The sequence below is a fragment of the Paraglaciecola arctica BSs20135 genome (genome assembly GCF_000314995.1).
Taxonomy (GTDB): Bacteria; Pseudomonadota; Gammaproteobacteria; order Enterobacterales; family Alteromonadaceae; genus Paraglaciecola; species Paraglaciecola arctica.
In genome coordinates this window covers 440,949-457,629 of sequence record NZ_BAEO01000062.1, presented here as the reverse complement: position 1 = coordinate 457,629, position 16,681 = coordinate 440,949, and the positions used below count along the sequence as shown (strand labels likewise).

At 40.1% G+C, this 16,681-nt stretch carries 14 protein-coding genes; 9 read left to right on the top strand and 5 right to left on the bottom strand.

Going from position 1 to position 16,681, the window contains the following annotated elements; genetic code table 11:
* The first annotated feature begins 99 nt into the window (after positions 1 to 99).
* The gene (locus GARC_RS22240; protein ID WP_007624746.1) at positions 100 to 525 is read left to right on the top strand and encodes a PaaI family thioesterase; all 426 of its coding nucleotides are present in this window, start codon (positions 100 to 102) and stop codon (positions 523 to 525) included.
* A gap of 96 nt (positions 526 to 621) precedes the next feature.
* Here the strand turns inward: GARC_RS22240 and GARC_RS22235 are convergent, their stop codons facing one another.
* Positions 622 to 1,287, bottom strand: coding sequence for a DUF642 domain-containing protein (locus GARC_RS22235; RefSeq protein WP_007624745.1), 666 nt, complete (start codon positions 1,285 to 1,287; stop codon positions 622 to 624).
* Positions 1,288 to 1,449: 162 nt separating this feature from the next.
* The gene (locus GARC_RS22230; protein ID WP_007624744.1) at positions 1,450 to 1,881 is read right to left on the bottom strand and encodes a DUF4389 domain-containing protein; all 432 of its coding nucleotides are present in this window, start codon (positions 1,879 to 1,881) and stop codon (positions 1,450 to 1,452) included.
* Between the two features lie 306 nt (positions 1,882 to 2,187).
* Here GARC_RS22230 and GARC_RS22225 point away from each other — a divergent pair, with 306 nt between their 5' ends.
* The 4 genes from GARC_RS22225 (at position 2,188) to GARC_RS22210 (ending at position 5,305) form a co-directional block, all read left to right on the top strand.
* On the top strand, positions 2,188 to 2,748 hold the full coding sequence (locus GARC_RS22225) for an HdeD family acid-resistance protein (RefSeq protein ID WP_007624743.1): 561 nt from the start codon (positions 2,188 to 2,190) through the stop codon (positions 2,746 to 2,748).
* Between the two features lie 334 nt (positions 2,749 to 3,082).
* On the top strand, positions 3,083 to 4,078 hold the full coding sequence (locus tag GARC_RS22220) for a permease (RefSeq protein WP_007624742.1): 996 nt from the start codon (positions 3,083 to 3,085) through the stop codon (positions 4,076 to 4,078).
* Between the two features lie 22 nt (positions 4,079 to 4,100).
* On the top strand, positions 4,101 to 4,337 hold the full coding sequence (locus GARC_RS22215) for a thioredoxin family protein (protein ID WP_007624741.1): 237 nt from the start codon (positions 4,101 to 4,103) through the stop codon (positions 4,335 to 4,337).
* A 59-nt stretch (positions 4,338 to 4,396) separates the two neighbouring features.
* Complete coding sequence (locus tag GARC_RS22210) at positions 4,397 to 5,305, top strand: cation diffusion facilitator family transporter (protein ID WP_007624740.1); 909 nt, start codon at positions 4,397 to 4,399, stop codon at positions 5,303 to 5,305.
* Positions 5,306 to 5,529: 224 nt separating this feature from the next.
* On the opposite strand, the gene GARC_RS22205 is transcribed toward GARC_RS22210, so the two are convergent.
* On the bottom strand, positions 5,530 to 7,413 hold the full coding sequence (locus GARC_RS22205) for a propionyl-CoA synthetase (protein WP_007624735.1): 1,884 nt from the start codon (positions 7,411 to 7,413) through the stop codon (positions 5,530 to 5,532).
* A gap of 252 nt (positions 7,414 to 7,665) precedes the next feature.
* Between GARC_RS22205 and argJ the strand changes: the two genes are divergently transcribed.
* Entirely contained in the window at positions 7,666 to 8,910 is a 1,245-nt protein-coding gene (gene argJ, locus GARC_RS22200) for a bifunctional glutamate N-acetyltransferase/amino-acid acetyltransferase ArgJ (RefSeq protein WP_007624732.1), read from the top strand.
* Positions 8,911 to 9,075: 165 nt separating this feature from the next.
* Here argJ and GARC_RS22195 read toward each other — a convergent pair whose 3' ends face one another.
* A complete protein-coding gene (locus GARC_RS22195; protein WP_007624730.1) occupies positions 9,076 to 10,356 on the bottom strand; it encodes a spinster family MFS transporter in 1,281 nt (426 codons plus the stop codon).
* 329 nt (positions 10,357 to 10,685) lie between these two features.
* Between GARC_RS22195 and GARC_RS22190 the strand changes: the two genes are divergently transcribed.
* Together GARC_RS22190 and GARC_RS22185 are read left to right on the top strand one after the other, a co-directional pair.
* Positions 10,686 to 10,916 carry a hypothetical protein gene (locus GARC_RS22190; RefSeq protein ID WP_007624726.1) on the top strand — a complete coding sequence of 77 codons (231 nt, stop codon included), beginning with the start codon at positions 10,686 to 10,688 and terminating at the stop codon, positions 10,914 to 10,916.
* Positions 10,917 to 10,994: 78 nt separating this feature from the next.
* Positions 10,995 to 12,188, top strand: coding sequence for an MFS transporter (locus GARC_RS22185; protein WP_007624724.1), 1,194 nt, complete (start codon positions 10,995 to 10,997; stop codon positions 12,186 to 12,188).
* 33 nt (positions 12,189 to 12,221) lie between these two features.
* On the opposite strand, the gene GARC_RS22180 is transcribed toward GARC_RS22185, so the two are convergent.
* Positions 12,222 to 13,232 carry a LacI family DNA-binding transcriptional regulator gene (locus GARC_RS22180; protein WP_039990238.1) on the bottom strand — a complete coding sequence of 337 codons (1,011 nt, stop codon included), beginning with the start codon at positions 13,230 to 13,232 and terminating at the stop codon, positions 12,222 to 12,224.
* Positions 13,233 to 13,605: 373 nt separating this feature from the next.
* Here GARC_RS22180 and GARC_RS22175 point away from each other — a divergent pair, with 373 nt between their 5' ends.
* Positions 13,606 to 16,596: a TonB-dependent receptor gene (locus tag GARC_RS22175; RefSeq protein WP_081587605.1), complete on the top strand. Its 2,991-nt coding sequence runs from the start codon at positions 13,606 to 13,608 to the stop codon at positions 16,594 to 16,596.
* The last annotated feature ends 85 nt before the right edge of the window (positions 16,597 to 16,681 follow it).

The window sequence follows — 16,681 nt, the reverse complement described above, 5'->3', positions numbered from 1 at the left end:
TTAGTTTGAATCAACTCTGCCACTTTTTGTAGCGTCTGTTGCATCGAGCAAAAATCACCATTATTCTTCTTACAATATTAATTAAAAATAAAGGTATTTATGAAGAACAAAAAAATGGCTATTGAACAAATAAACAACCGCGCTCCAAAATTCCTTGGAATGCTTGGTGGGGAACTCATAGATTTCGATACTAAAAAAACATCTTGTACCTTTGAATTCAATATCAGTAAAGACTTCTGCCATTCAATTGATATTGTTCAAGGTGGATTTGTTACCGCCATGCTTGATGCAGCCATGAGCCATGCTATTTTTATCGGCGATCAAGAAATTGTAAGTGTCTCATCTCTCGAAATAAAAACATCTTACCTTGAGGCAACCCGAGCAGGAAAACTTCGCGTTGTAGGCTGGGTGATAAAACAAAGCTACAAAACAGCTTTTATGGAAGGTCACCTCTATAACGAAGCTAATGAGCTAACAGCGACCGCAAGCTCGGTAGCAAAATTAATTCGAGCATCCAAGCAATAAACAGTGAACCTGACTGCTTTATTGTTTGGATCTAATCGCAATTGTTTTATACACCTTCAAAAAAGGCGATTTCACACAATCATAACTGCTCACAAGCTATTTATTTTGAGTGATTTTGCCTTTAAATTTTTTGCGCATCATAAACAACAAACCAAATCCGGCTAAAAATAAACCACTGGGTTCTGGCACCTCGGCAGCTAATTGCTTATTAGCAGTTGATGCGATGATTTTAATATCGTCTAAAAAATTTCCTACTGTGGCAAACTCTGGATAAACCGACGTAAACCTTAAAGTTGTGGATCCACTAGTCGCTTTAAAGCTGTTGTTGTATTGACTCCATTTTTTAACTTCGTGGTCATCAATCAATTGAGATAACATATCAGTGTTATCTGCTGCAAAAAGATTAAGTAGAAATGCTTCATTATTACTGCTCCTAGCAGCATAAGAAAAGCTAAGATCGTAAGTTATGCCTGCCGTAGTATCAAAGGTTTGAAAGATTGAAAAGGCCTCACCATTGGATGGATGAGCATTAAGCTCAGCTAACTGATTGCCTTCGGCTGCTGAAAATATGGAATAATTATTCCATATCTCGATATTACTTCCTTGCCAGCCGTTTACGCCCGATGAATTAAACCATGCCCACTGTCCATTGCCCACAGTGGTATCTTCGAAGCTACCATTGGTGATTAAATTAGCCATAGCAGGTAAAGTTGTGCTGAATAAGGAAATAGTTATCAACACTTTTAGTAATTTAAAATTCATTTTGATGCTTCTTATTAAGCCCGCTAGAATGTTTACTATACCTAGCCCCAAAACATTAAAATATGGCTAAACTGTCCAAAATTTGAAGATCGAACAGCCAGCATATTGAATTTTAAAAGAACAACTATCGGACAGCATAAAGCGAAATCCCCCTAATTGGTTTTACCCATTAGTTGCATCATCCTTGGTATCTTTTACCGCCCTTATTTCATCTTTGACATCTTCTTCTGTGACATCAACAGGCGCTTCATCATTTATTGTCGTAGTCTCGTTAGTGGCGTTATTTCCTTCATTACCCTCATTAATATTTAATTCCGGTGTGCCATCAGGAAAAGGGCGAAATGGAAATGGCATATCATCAGTTTTGAAGGTTAAAAACAAGGTAATTTGATACAGATAGGTACTTAAGTTTTGACCAAAAGGTATCATTTCTTCATTAGTCTGCCCCTTAAAAAGAAGCGTGATAAATTGAAAAAGTGCAACCAAGGTTACAATCAATTTTGCCACTCCCGAAATTATGGTAAAAACAACCATAAATAAACCGCGTTTCCAAGTATCCAGATTAGCTAATGTTGTTTTAGTTTTTTGGTCCATTTTAGTCTCCTGATGACATTGTTATGAGTTGTATGCTTCACTTGAAGATAGCAAGTATGAGGCCAACAAAAATCACAATTAAATCAACCAGTTAGAAACGTACTTTAACTATCCGATATACAAGTCACTAGTTAATGCGTTTTCTAGCCAAATTGTGATAAAAATGACCTATTAGATTATCTTTTGTTTCTGCACCAAAAATTTTAATTTCTATGTATTTATAAGTACCTATCAATGTAAATGCTCTGCCCCTATTAATCTTGTGCTACCTTGACTGTCTAAAACTAACCCAAAAAGGCGATTATTTTGGATTCAAAAAAACAACAAATAAAAATCAATTTTAACGAATTTATGCAGCTTCATGTTAAAGGCATTAGAAACACTGGTATTGTCTTGTTTGTGGTCGGTGTGTTAGCCCTTATCCTGCCCATGGCTGCCGCCCTAGCTATTGAACTAATACTAGGTTGGCTGATATTACTTGCAGGCATCGCTCAGGTAATACATGCGCTGCGTAGTAAAGGTTCTAGTCGTTTTTGGTGGGAAGCAGGCATTGGTGTGTTGTATTGCTTGGTGGCATTTTCTTTATTATTGAATCCCCTGCAAGGACTAATAACACTAACCTTACTGCTGACTATTTTATTTATTGCAGAAGGCATATTTAAAGTTATATTAGCTTTGCAACTTAGACCTGCATCAACTTGGGTTTGGTTGCTGATAAGTGGATTATTGTCTTGCGCACTTGGCTTCATCATTCTGACTAATCTTTCAGGCAATGCCCGTTGGGTGTTAGGTATGATGGTAGGGATTAATTTTGTGTTTGCCGGATGGGCATTGATTAAACAAGCTAGCCACTTTAACAAGCAGTAGGGCATTTTAATGTATTTATAAAAACCCTCATGTTAATTTCAAATAAATTGTAGAGTGTTTTGGCTTGCAGATATTGGTGTAAATTAGGGATAAATTAAGGATTGTAGCAGGCCATCCGTTTTAATTAATCGCGAGACAGTTATTGCAACTCCCCTAGCTCATATCTATTGCTTGCGAGCCAAAGACATACCTTAAATCCGGTCACTGTAAAATGTTGATACAGGTCAGTATCAAAAACTAAGAAAGATATATGCTTGTCATTCGACAGAATAATCAGAAAATGCAAATTAGCTGATACCTCCAATACTAGTCATCCATGGTTGGGACAATCATAATGTTTCAAATATTCACAGATTTCGCGGCTTGGCTGACATACTCAATTTTTGGTTTATCAACTGATAGTAAGTTGGGTGATGCCGTTCATTTTTTCATCGAAGATGTGAGCAAAATATATGTGCTTTTAATCATAATGATTTATGTAATAGCACTTTTGCGTGCATCCCTAAATATAGAGGCCGTTCGTGATTATTTAGCGGGTAAACATAGGGGTGTCGGGTATGTAATGGGTTCTGCTTTTGGAGCAATCACACCCTTTTGTTCCTGTTCGAGTATCCCCATTTTCCTTGGATTTACTTCTGCAGGTATTCCAGTTGGGATCACCATGGCATTTTTGATTACTTCTCCATTGATCAATGAAGTTGCGGTACTTTTATTAGTGAGTTTACTAGGTTGGAAGTTCACCATTTTATATATCGTTATTGGTGTATCTGTCGGTATATTAGGAGGTTTATTCCTCGATATGATCAAGGCTGAACGCTGGCTTCAATCATTTGCAGCTGATGCATTAAAGCGCGCTCAAACTAGCGCTGGCACCACAAATTCATCAGGGCATAATGTCACACTGACTTTTACAGATAGGCATAAGTTTGCGATAACTGAGTCTAAAGAAATATTTGCTCGGGTATGGATATGGGTCATCATAGGCGTAGGGATTGGTGCTGCTCTGCATGGCTTTGTACCAGAAGGATGGATTAGTGCTAATTTAGGTGAAGGCCAATGGTGGTCTGTACCTACTGCGGTTCTGCTCGGGATCCCATTATATTCAAATGCGACTGGTGTCATTCCTGTTATGGAAAGTTTGATAATTAATGGCCTTCCAGTAGGCACTGCCCTAGCCTTTTGCATGAGTACAGTAGCCGCAAGCTTTCCTGAATTCATCCTTTTAAAACAAGTTATGCAATGGAAGTTATTAGCTATTTTATTTGTACTGTTATTAGTCTCATTTACCATTGTTGGTTGGATTTTTAACGCTTTTCTCCCCTATATTTGAAGTATCATTTGAGGTATCACATATGAAAAATATCCTAGTGCTTGGCAGTGGTTGCGCAAAATGCAAAAAAACCGCTGAAGCTATCGAAAAAATGGCAGGGCAGCTTGATGTAAAAGCCACAGTCACAAAAGAGACAAGCCCGCAAGTTTTGATGAGTTATGGAGTCATGAGTACTCCCGCGGTTGTAGTCAATGAAAAACTAGTACATAGCGGCTCTATTCCAAATACTGAAACCATAATCAGTTGGCTTAAGGAATAGTAATTTGCGACTTACGTCTGTATCTCAGCAAAACCAAACTCCATTGGTAGAAATTAATTATGCATAGTCACAACCACAATCATGCAACCGACAGCAATAGCGACGCCTCTAGAAGAATTGGTTGGGCATTTTTTCTTAATGTCGTATTTACTATTATCGAGTTCATTGGTGGATGGTTGACTAACAGTACTGCCATCATGGCCGATGCAGTTCATGATTTAGGTGATAGTTTGTCTATTGGCAGCGCATGGGTGTTGAATAAGCTCAGTGACAAAAAGGCAGACAATACTTTTTCCTATGGTTACAAACGTTTTTCATTATTAGGCGCATTAATCAACGGTATGGTGCTGACGCTTGGCTCAATATGGATCTTACTTGAATCGATCCCAAGACTGATCGAGCCAGAAATGCCCCAAGTTGAGGGCATGTTATTACTATCAATATTTGGTATCGCAGTGAATGGATTTGCTGCCTATAAGTTAAGCGAAGGTAACTCACTCAACGAACGTGTGCTTAACTGGCATCTACTCGAAGATGTTTTAGGTTGGGTGGCCGTACTGATTGTTTCGATAGTACTGATGTTCAAGCCTTGGCCAATATTAGACCCCGTTTTATCCATTGGTTTCACACTGTTTATCTTGTTTAACGTTGGCAGAAACTTGAAAGAAACCATACTGTTATTCTTTCAAGCCACACCAGATAATAAACAGTTACATGAGGTGCGAAGTATTCTCACCTCTAAGCCAGAGGTAAAAGAACTACATCATTTTCATATTTGGTCATTAGACGGTGAGCATAGTGTGATGACAGTGCACCTTGTATTAAATGCTGAGATCACTGTGGCACATATTAAAAACCTAAAAACCCAGCTACAAAAGGAACTTAAAGTATTTGAATTCGTCCATACAACGATCGAACTTGAATTTACAGATGAGGTTTGTAGGGATGACAATTCTCATAGGTTGTAGCTATGTATCAAAAGCTAAAAAATCTTATATCTATAGGGATTAATCTAGGTACTTAACGGCTCTGCAATATTGATTTAAATTACCCACCCTAAGCCATTTTTCTACCACCCAATTCATGACTAACCTGAATTCGATGTTGTCGGCAATTGCCGACATATTCAACGAATATAGGCACAATAATAGCGTTTTTGGACGGTATGACTTATCTCCCGAGTTCAGGTTACTTAATCTCTTACCATTTTCAACATAGGAGAAAGTTCAGCTAAAACCTCTGGATCTTCAATGGTAGAAGGCACCATCACCTCTTCTCCATCAACTATTTGCCGAAGCGTTTTTCTAAGAATTTTACCGGAGCGGGTTTTAGGTAATCTTTCAACTACTAAGACATCTTTTAACGCGGCAATGCCGCCAATTTCAGCCCTAATCCGCGCTTTAAGCTCTTTGACCAATTCTTCATTTGTTTGGCTAATGCCATTTTTGAGCACCACTAGGCCTAATGGTACCTGTCCTTTTAGGTCGTCATGAATTCCGATTACCGCACACTCAGCAACTGCTGGGTGATCGGTTAATATTTCTTCCATTTCACCGGTAGAAAGTCTGTGACCTGCAACATTGATAACGTCATCGGTTCTACCCATGATAAATAAATAACCTTCATCATCAATATAACCACCATCACCGGTAACATAATAGCCAGGTTGAGAAGTCAGATAACCGGCTTTAAAACGGGCAGAATTCTGCCATATTGTCGATAAACATCCAGGCGGCAATGGCAACTTGATGGCAACACAGCCCTGCTTATTAGCTTCAGTGGGGTTGCCGTGTTCATCTAAAATTTCCACATTATAGCCAGGTACGGGTAAACCAGCAGAGCCAGCTTTAGTTTTTTGCTGTTGTGTACTTAATGGGATACTAGCAATTGCCCAGCCCGTTTCGGTTTGCCACCAGTGGTCAATCACATGGACTTGGGTTTTTTCTTTTAACCAATGATAGGTTGCTGGATCTAAACGCTCTCCAGCTAAATATAAACGTTCTAATGAAGATAAATCATAGTCTTGCATCAATGCAGCTTCTGGATCTTCTTTTGCGATGGCTCTAAAGGCGGTAGGCGCACTGAACAGTGCCTTAACCTTATATTCTTCACATACCCGCCAAAACGCGCCGGCATCTGGTGTTCTAATTGGCTTTCCTTCATACATTATGGTGCTACAACCTGCCAGCAACGGCCCATAAACAATATACGAATGACCCACCACCCAACCTACATCAGAGGCAGCCCAAAATACATCACCGCTTTGCATACCATACACATGCCGCATGCTATAAAGCATGGCAACGGCGTGACCACCGTTATCACGCACTACGCCTTTGGGTTTTCCTGTGGTGCCTGATGTATATAAAATATACAGCGGGTCGGTGCTTTTTACTGGCGTTGGCGGCACGGGTACGGCATTAACCATTAACGCTTGCCAGCTGAAATCACGATTTTCTTGTAACTCTGCTTTAAGCATATCTCTTTGAAAAACAATGCAATAACTAGGTTTGAAAGCGGCACTAAGAATGGCTTGATCAATTAAGGGTTTATAAGGGATTATTTTATCAATTTCCACGCCACAACTGGCACTGACAATGACTTTAGGCTTGGCATCATCAATTCGCACGGCCAATTCATGAGCCGCAAAACCACCAAACACAACAGAGTGTATCGCACCTAATCGAGCACACGCGAGCATCGCTATTGCTGCTTGTGGGATCATCGGCATATAAATCAGCACTCGATCACCTTTTGCAACACCTTGTGCACGCAATACATCAGCAAATTTGGCAACTTGCTCAGTAAGCTCGTGATAAGTAAATTGTTGTTTTTGATTAGTGACGGGCGAGTCGTAAATAAGCGCTATCTGTTCGCCACGTCCCTGTTCAATATGATAATCGAGAGCAAGATAACTTGTGTTCAGCTCTCCATCAGCATACCAGTCGTGCCAATCATCACTATTTGTCGACAATATTACTTCTGGCTTTTTAAACCAAGTAAGGAGTTCTGCTTGTTCTTTCCAGTATACATCGGGCGATTGAGTTGAATATTTGTGTTTAGTGACATAATCCATTTTTTTATCTCTTTGGCGAAATATTGTACTAACTATAGAACTGTCGACAAAATAAAGGAATAAGACCTTGGGCTTATACGCTTGATATTAACTTAATGGTGTTTTTAGGCTGAGATCAACAAAAGTATGTCACCCTAAGTAGTTAAAATGGAAATTAGTTGTCGTGACTTAAATTTAACTATCAATGCTTTTGCATATCATCACTAGGAAAAGTAGTATTCGCGGCAACTATTATTATCTCATCTATTGAATATGCCTGTAAATTTACCTTCTATTGAAAATCAAATATTACCACCCGTGCCAGGGGTTCGTTTAGGTTGGTCCGAAGCCAATATTAAAAAAGCAAATCACAAAGATATATTAGTGATTGAAGTGGCCGATGGAAGCCGTGTTTCTGGTGTTTTTACCCAAAATCGATTTTGTGCCGCACCAGTTCATATTTGTAAACAACACTTAACTGAATCAGCTCAAATAAAAGCTTTAGTGATCAACACTGGAAATGCTAATGCAGGAACCGGTGAGCAAGGCATGCAAGACGCTATTGCTACCTGCGAACATCTGGCAAACCTATTACAGGTTCCGGTTAATTCTATTTTGCCTTTTTCTACTGGGGTTATTTTGGAACACTTGCCAATGGATAAGTTGTTGCCCGGATTAGCGCCAGCTGTTAGCCGCTTATCAGAAGATGCCTGGCACCCAGCCGCTTGGTCAATTATGACAACCGATGTTGCACCCAAGGCATACGCAACTTCTTGTCAGCTTGGTGAACACTCTGTTCAAGTAACAGGTATTTCTAAAGGGGCGGGAATGATCCACCCTAATATGGCCACTATGCTTGGATTTATCGCAACCAACGCGGCTATTTCTCAATCATTGTTAGATGAGATCACTAAACAAATTGCGGACTTATCTTTCAACTGTATTTCAGTGGATGGTGATACCTCGACCAATGATTCTTTTATTATGATTGCCACCGGTCAGGCCGGAAACACAGAAATCACTAGCCGTGAAGATGAAGGATTTGAGGTTATCTTTCAGTCTTTATTAGAAAGCGCCCAATATTTAGCTAAAGCGATAGTACGAGATGGTGAAGGCGCGACCAAGTTTATTACAGTGAATGTAGAAAGTGCCCTAACCCATGATGAAGCAAAAGCGATTGGATATGCCATAGCAAAAAGCCCATTAGTCAAAACGGCGATGTTTGCTTGCGATCCTAATTTAGGCAGAGTGCTGGCGGCAATTGGTTATGCATCGCGTGATTGTGCGTCTCTTGCGGATCTTGATGTCGATAATATCGAGCTTTATTTTGCAGAGGTTTTGGTGGCAGAAAAAGGCGGAAGAGCACAGAGTTATACTGAAGAAGCGGGTCAAAAAATCATGCAAAAAGCTGAAATTGATATCACTGTAAAACTTAATCGCGGCACGCAAAAAGCCACAATTTGGAGTTGCGACTTTAGTTACGATTATGTTCGGATTAATGCAGAGTACCGCACTTAGTTTTACCTAACGAAGGCAGGATCCAGCTCCTTACGTTTACCCCCGATAATTTTGAATGTGACTTTGCTCTTTCCTTGCAAAGTCACATTTCAAAAAAAATACACCAAATGTAACTTATTCCCCAATAGCAAATTCACCTAATAAATGGCGAGCTTTGAATCGATGTCAAGCATCCGCTTGACGTCCCTCATCGGCATGTTTTGATAATGCTGAGCCACTGCGAATATATTGAACAACAGCGATCAGCACAACAAGGCTAGAAAAAATCAATGCATAACGCAGCGATTCTACACCATACTCTGGTGCCAAATAGTCACTGACCATCCCCGTTACCACAGGTCCACAACCCAAGCCCACTATATTAAGTATAAAGAACAAAATAGCTGAAGTTGTGGCTCGCATAGATGGCTTTACCAAATGATGGGCAATCGCAATGGTTGGACCGAGATAACAGGACATAAACACATTACTGATAAATATACAGACCAATACCGCATTCAACGATTCTAGGGTCAGAGCCAACATACTAAAAGGCAACGAAATTAGGGCCCCCAAGCCTGGAACCCACATGTACCAACGTATATCGCTCTTGCCCAACTTGTCTGCCAAGTAGCCACCACTGATGGCGCCAATCATACCTGATACACCAATTATAAGACCTAGGGCAACACCCACTTCCGAGACACTCATTGCATGACTGCGAATTAAGAAAGAAGGAATAAAGGTTAATGTAGAATACCCCGCAAAGGCACAGAAACCGGCTGCGAAGGAGCCCGTTCGAAAAGCCTTAGACTTCCATAGATAACTAAGCGTCTCTTTAAAAGTAAAGCTTTCGCCAACACTAGGATCAGACACCATGTCAGCGCCACCACGAGGAGGCTCTTTAAGCGTTAAACGCACCACAACGGCCATCAATATACCGGGTAACCCCACAGCAAAAAACGCCATACGCCAACCAATTTTGTCGGCCAACCAACCACCTAATAAAAGGCCAACCAGAATACCAATATACAACCCCATGCTGTAAATAGACATGGCTGCGCCACGCTCTTCAGGGGCATAATAATCAGAAAGCATCGAGTGAGAGGGAGGACTGGCCCCCGCTTCACCTATACCTACACCAATCCTTGCGAGCAGCAATTGAACATAGTTTTGTGCCAACCCCGATACCGCAGTCATACCACTCCAAACCACCAAGGCCAGACTGACAATGTTTCGGCGATTTCCAACATCTGCCCAGCGAGCGATCGGAATACCCACTACAACGTAGAATAAAGCGAAGGCAAAACCGGTTAATAAACCAAGCTGAGTGTCGGACAGGCCAAGCTCAGCTTTGATCGGCTCCTGTAGAATGACCAAAATCTGTCGATCGACAAAATTAAATACATAAACCAAGGTAAGTATAAACAGTACATACCGTCGATAACTGCGTGTTTCCGCATCCATAGAGCATTCTCGAGTGATTATTTTTATTTAGTATGCCACTAAATATTTTACGCTCAAGCATCACTAAACGAGGTAAGTAGCCTCTTTTTTCAAACGGTTAGGCCTCTACGCGTTTACATTCGCGCTACAAGACGATTACAAAGTACATACAGAGGCATTTATTTTAATTATGAATGTTTTGCTATCGGATTTTATCAATTGTTGTTGGACGAATGGGATTTCGTTAGGAATAACCGTGAGGATCTCTCTGGCTCTGCCATCTTGATCATAAAACACCTTTTTATAAGTTGCCTAATTTTGCCTCCTAGCCTATCGCGGATTTTTATGAGATGACCAATAGCGCCGCTGCTAGCGCAAAACACTTTACCGATAAAAACGGACAACGCATAAGTGTTGCACTCAAATCTATTTTCCCCCCTTCAAACATCGAAAATGCCAATGCAAGACGCGCCATCACAATAGTGCAACAACGTCCCATTCAAGCATCACTCAGAAAAGAAAACCTCAACAACGGCTTAATGGCACTCGCCATAGGTTTGGGTTCAAAGACAGTAATTTAGCCTTTAGCTCATGGTAGTTCTATCATATGATGAGTAAATGTTATCAATAGCAGCCTTCTCAAATAGCCTTTTCTCTATATGAAAATCACGTTTTACCCTTCGTTATTAAAAGAGCAATCCTTGCCTTATTGGCGTCTTTCAAGTGTTTATTTTTTTAACTGTTTGATATTGGGGCTTGTTTTACCCTACTGGGGGATCTACCTAGATTTTATTGGACTCACGAGCAGTCAGATAGGGATCAGTAGTGCGTTATTGTTAATGTCTAATATCATAGCGCCTTTTTTTTGGGACAAATTAAATAACCGATTTGAGAATTCGATAAAAATCATCAAAATTGGCATTTTGTTAGCATTCATTTGGTCATTCACGCTGTTTGATTTGCATACTTTTTTGTCAACCTCATTGTTTATTTTATTTTTAAGCTTTTGTTGGCAGGGGATAAACCCTTTATTAGAATCATTAACACTTTCACATTTAGGACATTTATCGTCCCACTATGGTCAGATTAGGCTGTGGGGATCTATAGGTTTTGTGGTGTCTGTCTCCGGCTTAGGTTTGGCATTTGAATATATTGCCATCGATAATTTCCCGATTATTCTTAGCTGTTTCATCTTCTTTATGTTGATTAGCACACAGATGCTGCCTGGCAGAGCATATAGTGGCGAGAAAGCCCAAACGCTAGGCTTTTTAAGTACGTTAAAAGCAAGTGGATGTGTGGGTTTATTTACAGCCATTTTTTTTGCACAAATAAGTCAGGGGGCTTATATCGGCTTTTTTAGTTTATACCTGCAGGAACACGATATAGGAATGGGCGCTATCGGAAACTTATGGTCTGTTGCGGTAATAGCGGAAGTGATAATGTTTCTTTTTTCTTATCGATTAATTTCCAATTTTGGTGCAGATAGACTGCTCATTTTTAGTTTACTTATAACGGCAATTCGTTGGGTATTTGTGGCACTTTTTGTCGAATTGTTACCGCTATTATTTATTGCACAGCTTTTTCATGCCTTTACTTTTAGCGCCACACACTCGTCAGTTATTGAGCTTATTCGCCAACAATTTACGGATAAAAATCAAGACAAAGGAATGGTAATTTACTGCACCGTTTGTTTGGGTGGAGGCACTGCAATAGGTTCAGTATTGAGTGGCTATTTATGGCAGCAAGGTTCATCAAAAACCTTTATGGTTTCAGCGGTGATAGCAGTTATTTCTGTGTTGATAGCCAGTTATTGGGTTAAACAAAGAAACACTATTGAAAAGCACCTTCAATAGGATCTTTAGGAATACAGACTCAAATACCTAGTTTTATTTGCGAGCAATGAATGGCCCAGTACTTTCACGACATACAAGGAAGTGCGGTAATAATGACAGTTTATTTTGCGGTGCTTTTTTCTCAATAAGATCTATCAAGGTTGTCATTGACAGTTCACCTATTTGGTCCATTGGTTGAGCAACTGTTGTCAGTGGTGGGTTGCAAAATGGAGCCTGGGAAATATTATCGACACTGATAACTGAAATTTGTTGCGGTACTTTAAACCCTAATTTACTCAGCATATGTAAAATGCCAATCGACATTAAATCGCCAAAACTAAAAATAGCAGATATATCCGGAAAATCAGTGACCAGTTGTTTGGCTACTTGTGCTCCGGTTTCAGGTGAATATTCTGCATAATAAACCAAATTAGGGTCGTAACTAATATTAGCCTGCTGTAAAGCCAATTTATAACCTTGCAATCGGTCATTACAACTTTGCAGGTTTTTAGTTCCGCTGATAACCGCAATACGTTTATGTCCCAGCTCTAAAAGATGGGATGTGGCTAACTTTCCTATGGCCACGTTATCGACTCCTACACGGTAAATATCTTCATTTTCTACCAGCTCAGATACGCTGACCAAAGGTGGAATTGTAGTATTAAAATTTAAATCAAAAGGAAGACGTTGTGAATTAATGATAATACCGTCGGCTTGTTTAGATTGAACCATCTTTGCGTAAGATTGTTCTCTTTCTGGAGTGTCCTGAGTATCACCTAAGAGTACCGAATACCCCCGTAAATTTGCAGTTCTTTCCATTGAACGAACAACAGGAGAAAAATATGGATTGGTAATATCGGGAACCAAAACCACAATATTAAAGGTTCGGCCTTGTTTCAAACTCGCACCTAATCGACTAGGTGTAAAACCAAGATTGTTGGCAGCGTTCATAACTTTATCCCGGGTTTTTTGGGAAACTTTATGGGGCTCTCTAAATGCTCTAGAAACGGTAGCATTACTGACACCCGCTATTAACGCTATGTCATTTACATTTAATTTGGTCACAAATTATTCATCTATTTAAAATGACTTATTCTTATGGATCATAACATTTGGCCTTAGGCGATTCACTATTTCATATTCAACAAAGTAGCATGCTAATGGGATATTCAAAGCCTGACTGCTGCTTATCTAAGATTTTTCGGACAGAGAATGTTGGTTATTGAAAGACCAAATAACACTGCCCTACTGTTCACGTATTTTAAATTTTTTCCATTCAAGAATATTACCTCATCTATGCTGGTGCAAATGCATATTTGTGTGTTTAGGGTGAAAACAGGATTAATTTTATTTCTATTGTATACGTATACATTATGATTTAACATTTACATAACAATAAAGTATTTATTTTAATATTTTTGCTTCAGTTGAGGGAATCATGAGAATTCAATGCAACAAGAAAACTAACCTAATAGCCGCAGCCATTTTGGGATGCAGCGTAAGTGTAATGCCTATTGCCAATGCAAATGTTGGTGACTCATCGGTTAAAGGTCACGTTATCCTGGCGGGTCAATCGGCTAGCGAAGGCGTAAATATCACCATTATCAATGTTGATACCGGCAACAAATTAAACGTCACCACCAATGCAAACGGCAATTACACATTAACAGGCTTAAAGCCCGGAAATTACAGTATTCAAATCGGTGAGTCTGCCCGACTAAGTGATGTGTTCAATATTCAGGTTGGACAATCAAAGGTGATGGATCTAGATGATTCTGCGACATCTACAAGTGATGAAAACATTGAAGTCATAAGTATAGTCGGCAATACAAACAACTTTGATGTGACCTCTGAAGTGGGCACTAGTGTTTCAGCAATGCAAATTCAACGTTTACCGCAAATAAACCGTAACTTTTTGGCCTTTGCAGACCAAGCCCCCGGCGTAAATTTAAGTGTTAGCCAAGCTGATGGCAGTATTAAGGTGAGCAGCGGCGCGCAAACCGCAAGTGCAGTGAATGTATTTATTGATGGTATTGGACAAAAAGATTATGTCTTAAAAAGTGGTATCTCAGGTCAGGATAGTAGTCGAGGCAATCCTTTCCCACAAACCGCAATTGGCGAATACCGTATCATTTCGTCAAATTATAAGGCTGAGTTTGAACAGGTTTCCAGCGCTGCTATTGTTGCTGTGACTAAATCAGGCACCAATGAATTAAAGGGTGGCGTTTTCTATGACTTCACTGATTCAGGCTTACGTGAAAAGACCCCTATCGAAGAAACTAATGGTGAAAAAGCAGACAGTCAACAGGAGCAATTTGGATTTTGGCTGGCGGGCCCGCTCATTAAAGATACATTACATTATTTTGCTACCTATGAGCGTAAACAGAATGATGATTTGCGGGAAGTAAGAGTCAATAGACAAGACTTGGTGGATAATTATCCGCAGTTTTTACAGGATGCTATCGCTCAAAACGTCGGTGCAACTACGGCTAAATTTGAAGAGGATTTATTTTTTGCTAAATTGGATTGGAATATCAACGATGACCAAAATTTATCGGCCTCAGTCAAATATCGTGATGAAGTTGAAGTAACAGGTATAGGTGGTGAAAACACCGCGGAATATGGCACCGATAAAGAAAATGATGATTTACGCTTAACTGTGAATCATCAATATTGGGGTGACTCTTGGTCAAATAATATTGCCCTTACTTATGAAGATGCAGTATGGAGCCCTCACGCTAGAACATCTGGATTTGGCGCCAAATATTATATTGGCACTGATGACCAAATTTCAGGTGGGATTATAAACCTTGGTGCTGGTCCTGATTTCCAAGAAAAAGGCCAAAAAGGTTGGTCCATTAAAAATGATTTAACCTTCACTGATATCATTTGGAATGGCGAACATACAGTAAAAATGGGCTTTAATTATAAAACGATTGAATTGACCGCGATCGAGAAAAACCCAGCCAATCCACAAGTGTACTATGTACTCGATGCCACCAACATATCCGCTGATGACAGCACTACTATTATGACGGCTGTGCCATACAAAGTAGAATATGGACAAGCACTTGGCACAATAGGTAACGGCGCGGCAGTGTCGAAAAATAAACAGTTTGGTTTATATATTCAGGATGACTGGGCTGTAAATGATCGTCTAGAGTTGAATCTAGGTCTACGTTTGAGCTATGAAGATTCGCCTCTGTACACTGATTACCAGACACCTGAAGATGTAGTGAATGCGGTAACCAATTGGCCAAATATCGAGAATACCGATTACCAAATTAGCGATTACATAAGTACTGGCAATGAACGCAGCGGTAACGATGTGCAGTGGGAACCCCGTCTTGGCTTTTCTTATTTACTGACCGAAGACGCAACCCATTTGCTGTTCGGCGGCTATGGACGCTCTTACGATAGAAACCGTTTTGACAACCTACAGCTAGAAACCACCAAAGGCACATTCCCGAAACGGACTGTCAACTTTTCAGGCGATCATTTACAGCCCTGTAATGCGCCTTGTATTCCTTTCACCGAAGCGTATTTAACAACCCTTGATCAGCCAACTGCAACAGGTAGCAGAGAGGTGTTTATGTTAAATAACAACCTTAAGCAACCTTATGCAGATCAATACAGTATTGGTGTGCGCAGTACCTATCAAGATTTTAGTACCGAGTTTGGTTTTACTCGGGTCGAAACTCGTGACGGCTTTATGTATCAAATAGGCAATCGCCGTACAGACGGCACCTTTTTCGCTCCTGACACTACTTGGGGAGTACCTTGGGGTGATAATATCCCTAGCGACGACTTGAGTAATTTGTTATTGGGTAACAATGGATTGGAATCAGATCGCGACTCAGTACACGTTAAGCTGACTAAAGCCCATGACCAAGGTTCTAATTGGGGGGGAGCGCTTACATACACTTACACAGACGCCACAGAAAACCGTCAATTTGGTGAAATATTTGCATTAGATTACCCTAACATCGACGGGTTTGGCACCAATGCTTCTGCAGGTATAAGTGATCACGTCCTAGTGGCGAGTCTCACCTATGATCTGCCATGGCAAATAAAAATGGCGACAAAACTGACATTAAAGTCAGCCGCACCTTTTTACGGTACTGATTGTCGAGCGGGTTGGTCAGATTGTAGTTATTCCATTGGTTATCAAGATGAAAAAAATGTGTTGATTGGCGATTGGGCATATCGACAAGTGGATCTGTCTTTATCTAAAGATTTTAATATGGGTGTAGGTGCTATGTATGTGCGTTTAGATGTATTGAATCTACTTAACACTAAAAATTATGGGGTGTCTGACACCTGGTTTGGTGGTGCTGGGGAAGAGCTTCCTGCAAGTAATGGCGCCCATAATGGCCAACTAGCTGGTCCAACTCGAACCTTGAAATTATCTGTAGGTTATAACTTCTAAATAATACCTAACACAGCCGTGCCATTTTGAGATGTTAGTAAAACACTCAAATGGCACTCTATTTACTTTTTTAGTCTAACAAATT

Bases quoted from the DNA above. Each gene is read 5' to 3' on its own strand.
- GARC_RS22220 (WP_007624742.1), top strand. From the start codon at position 3,083: ATGTTTCAAATATTCACAGATTTCGCGGCTTGGCTGACATACTCAATT.
- argJ (WP_007624732.1), top strand. From the start codon at position 7,666: ATGCCTGTAAATTTACCTTCTATTGAAAATCAAATATTACCACCCGTG.
- GARC_RS22185 (WP_007624724.1), top strand. From the start codon at position 10,995: ATGAAAATCACGTTTTACCCTTCGTTATTAAAAGAGCAATCCTTGCCT.
- GARC_RS22215 (WP_007624741.1), top strand. From the start codon at position 4,101: ATGAAAAATATCCTAGTGCTTGGCAGTGGTTGCGCAAAATGCAAAAAA.
- GARC_RS22240 (WP_007624746.1), top strand. From the start codon at position 100: ATGAAGAACAAAAAAATGGCTATTGAACAAATAAACAACCGCGCTCCA.
- GARC_RS22205 (WP_007624735.1), bottom strand. From the start codon at position 7,413: ATGGATTATGTCACTAAACACAAATATTCAACTCAATCGCCCGATGTA.
- GARC_RS22195 (WP_007624730.1), bottom strand. From the start codon at position 10,356: ATGGATGCGGAAACACGCAGTTATCGACGGTATGTACTGTTTATACTT.
- GARC_RS22190 (WP_007624726.1), top strand. From the start codon at position 10,686: ATGACCAATAGCGCCGCTGCTAGCGCAAAACACTTTACCGATAAAAAC.
- GARC_RS22235 (WP_007624745.1), bottom strand. From the start codon at position 1,287: ATGAATTTTAAATTACTAAAAGTGTTGATAACTATTTCCTTATTCAGC.
- GARC_RS22175 (WP_081587605.1), top strand. From the start codon at position 13,606: ATGAGAATTCAATGCAACAAGAAAACTAACCTAATAGCCGCAGCCATT.
- GARC_RS22210 (WP_007624740.1), top strand. From the start codon at position 4,397: ATGCATAGTCACAACCACAATCATGCAACCGACAGCAATAGCGACGCC.
- GARC_RS22230 (WP_007624744.1), bottom strand. From the start codon at position 1,881: ATGGACCAAAAAACTAAAACAACATTAGCTAATCTGGATACTTGGAAA.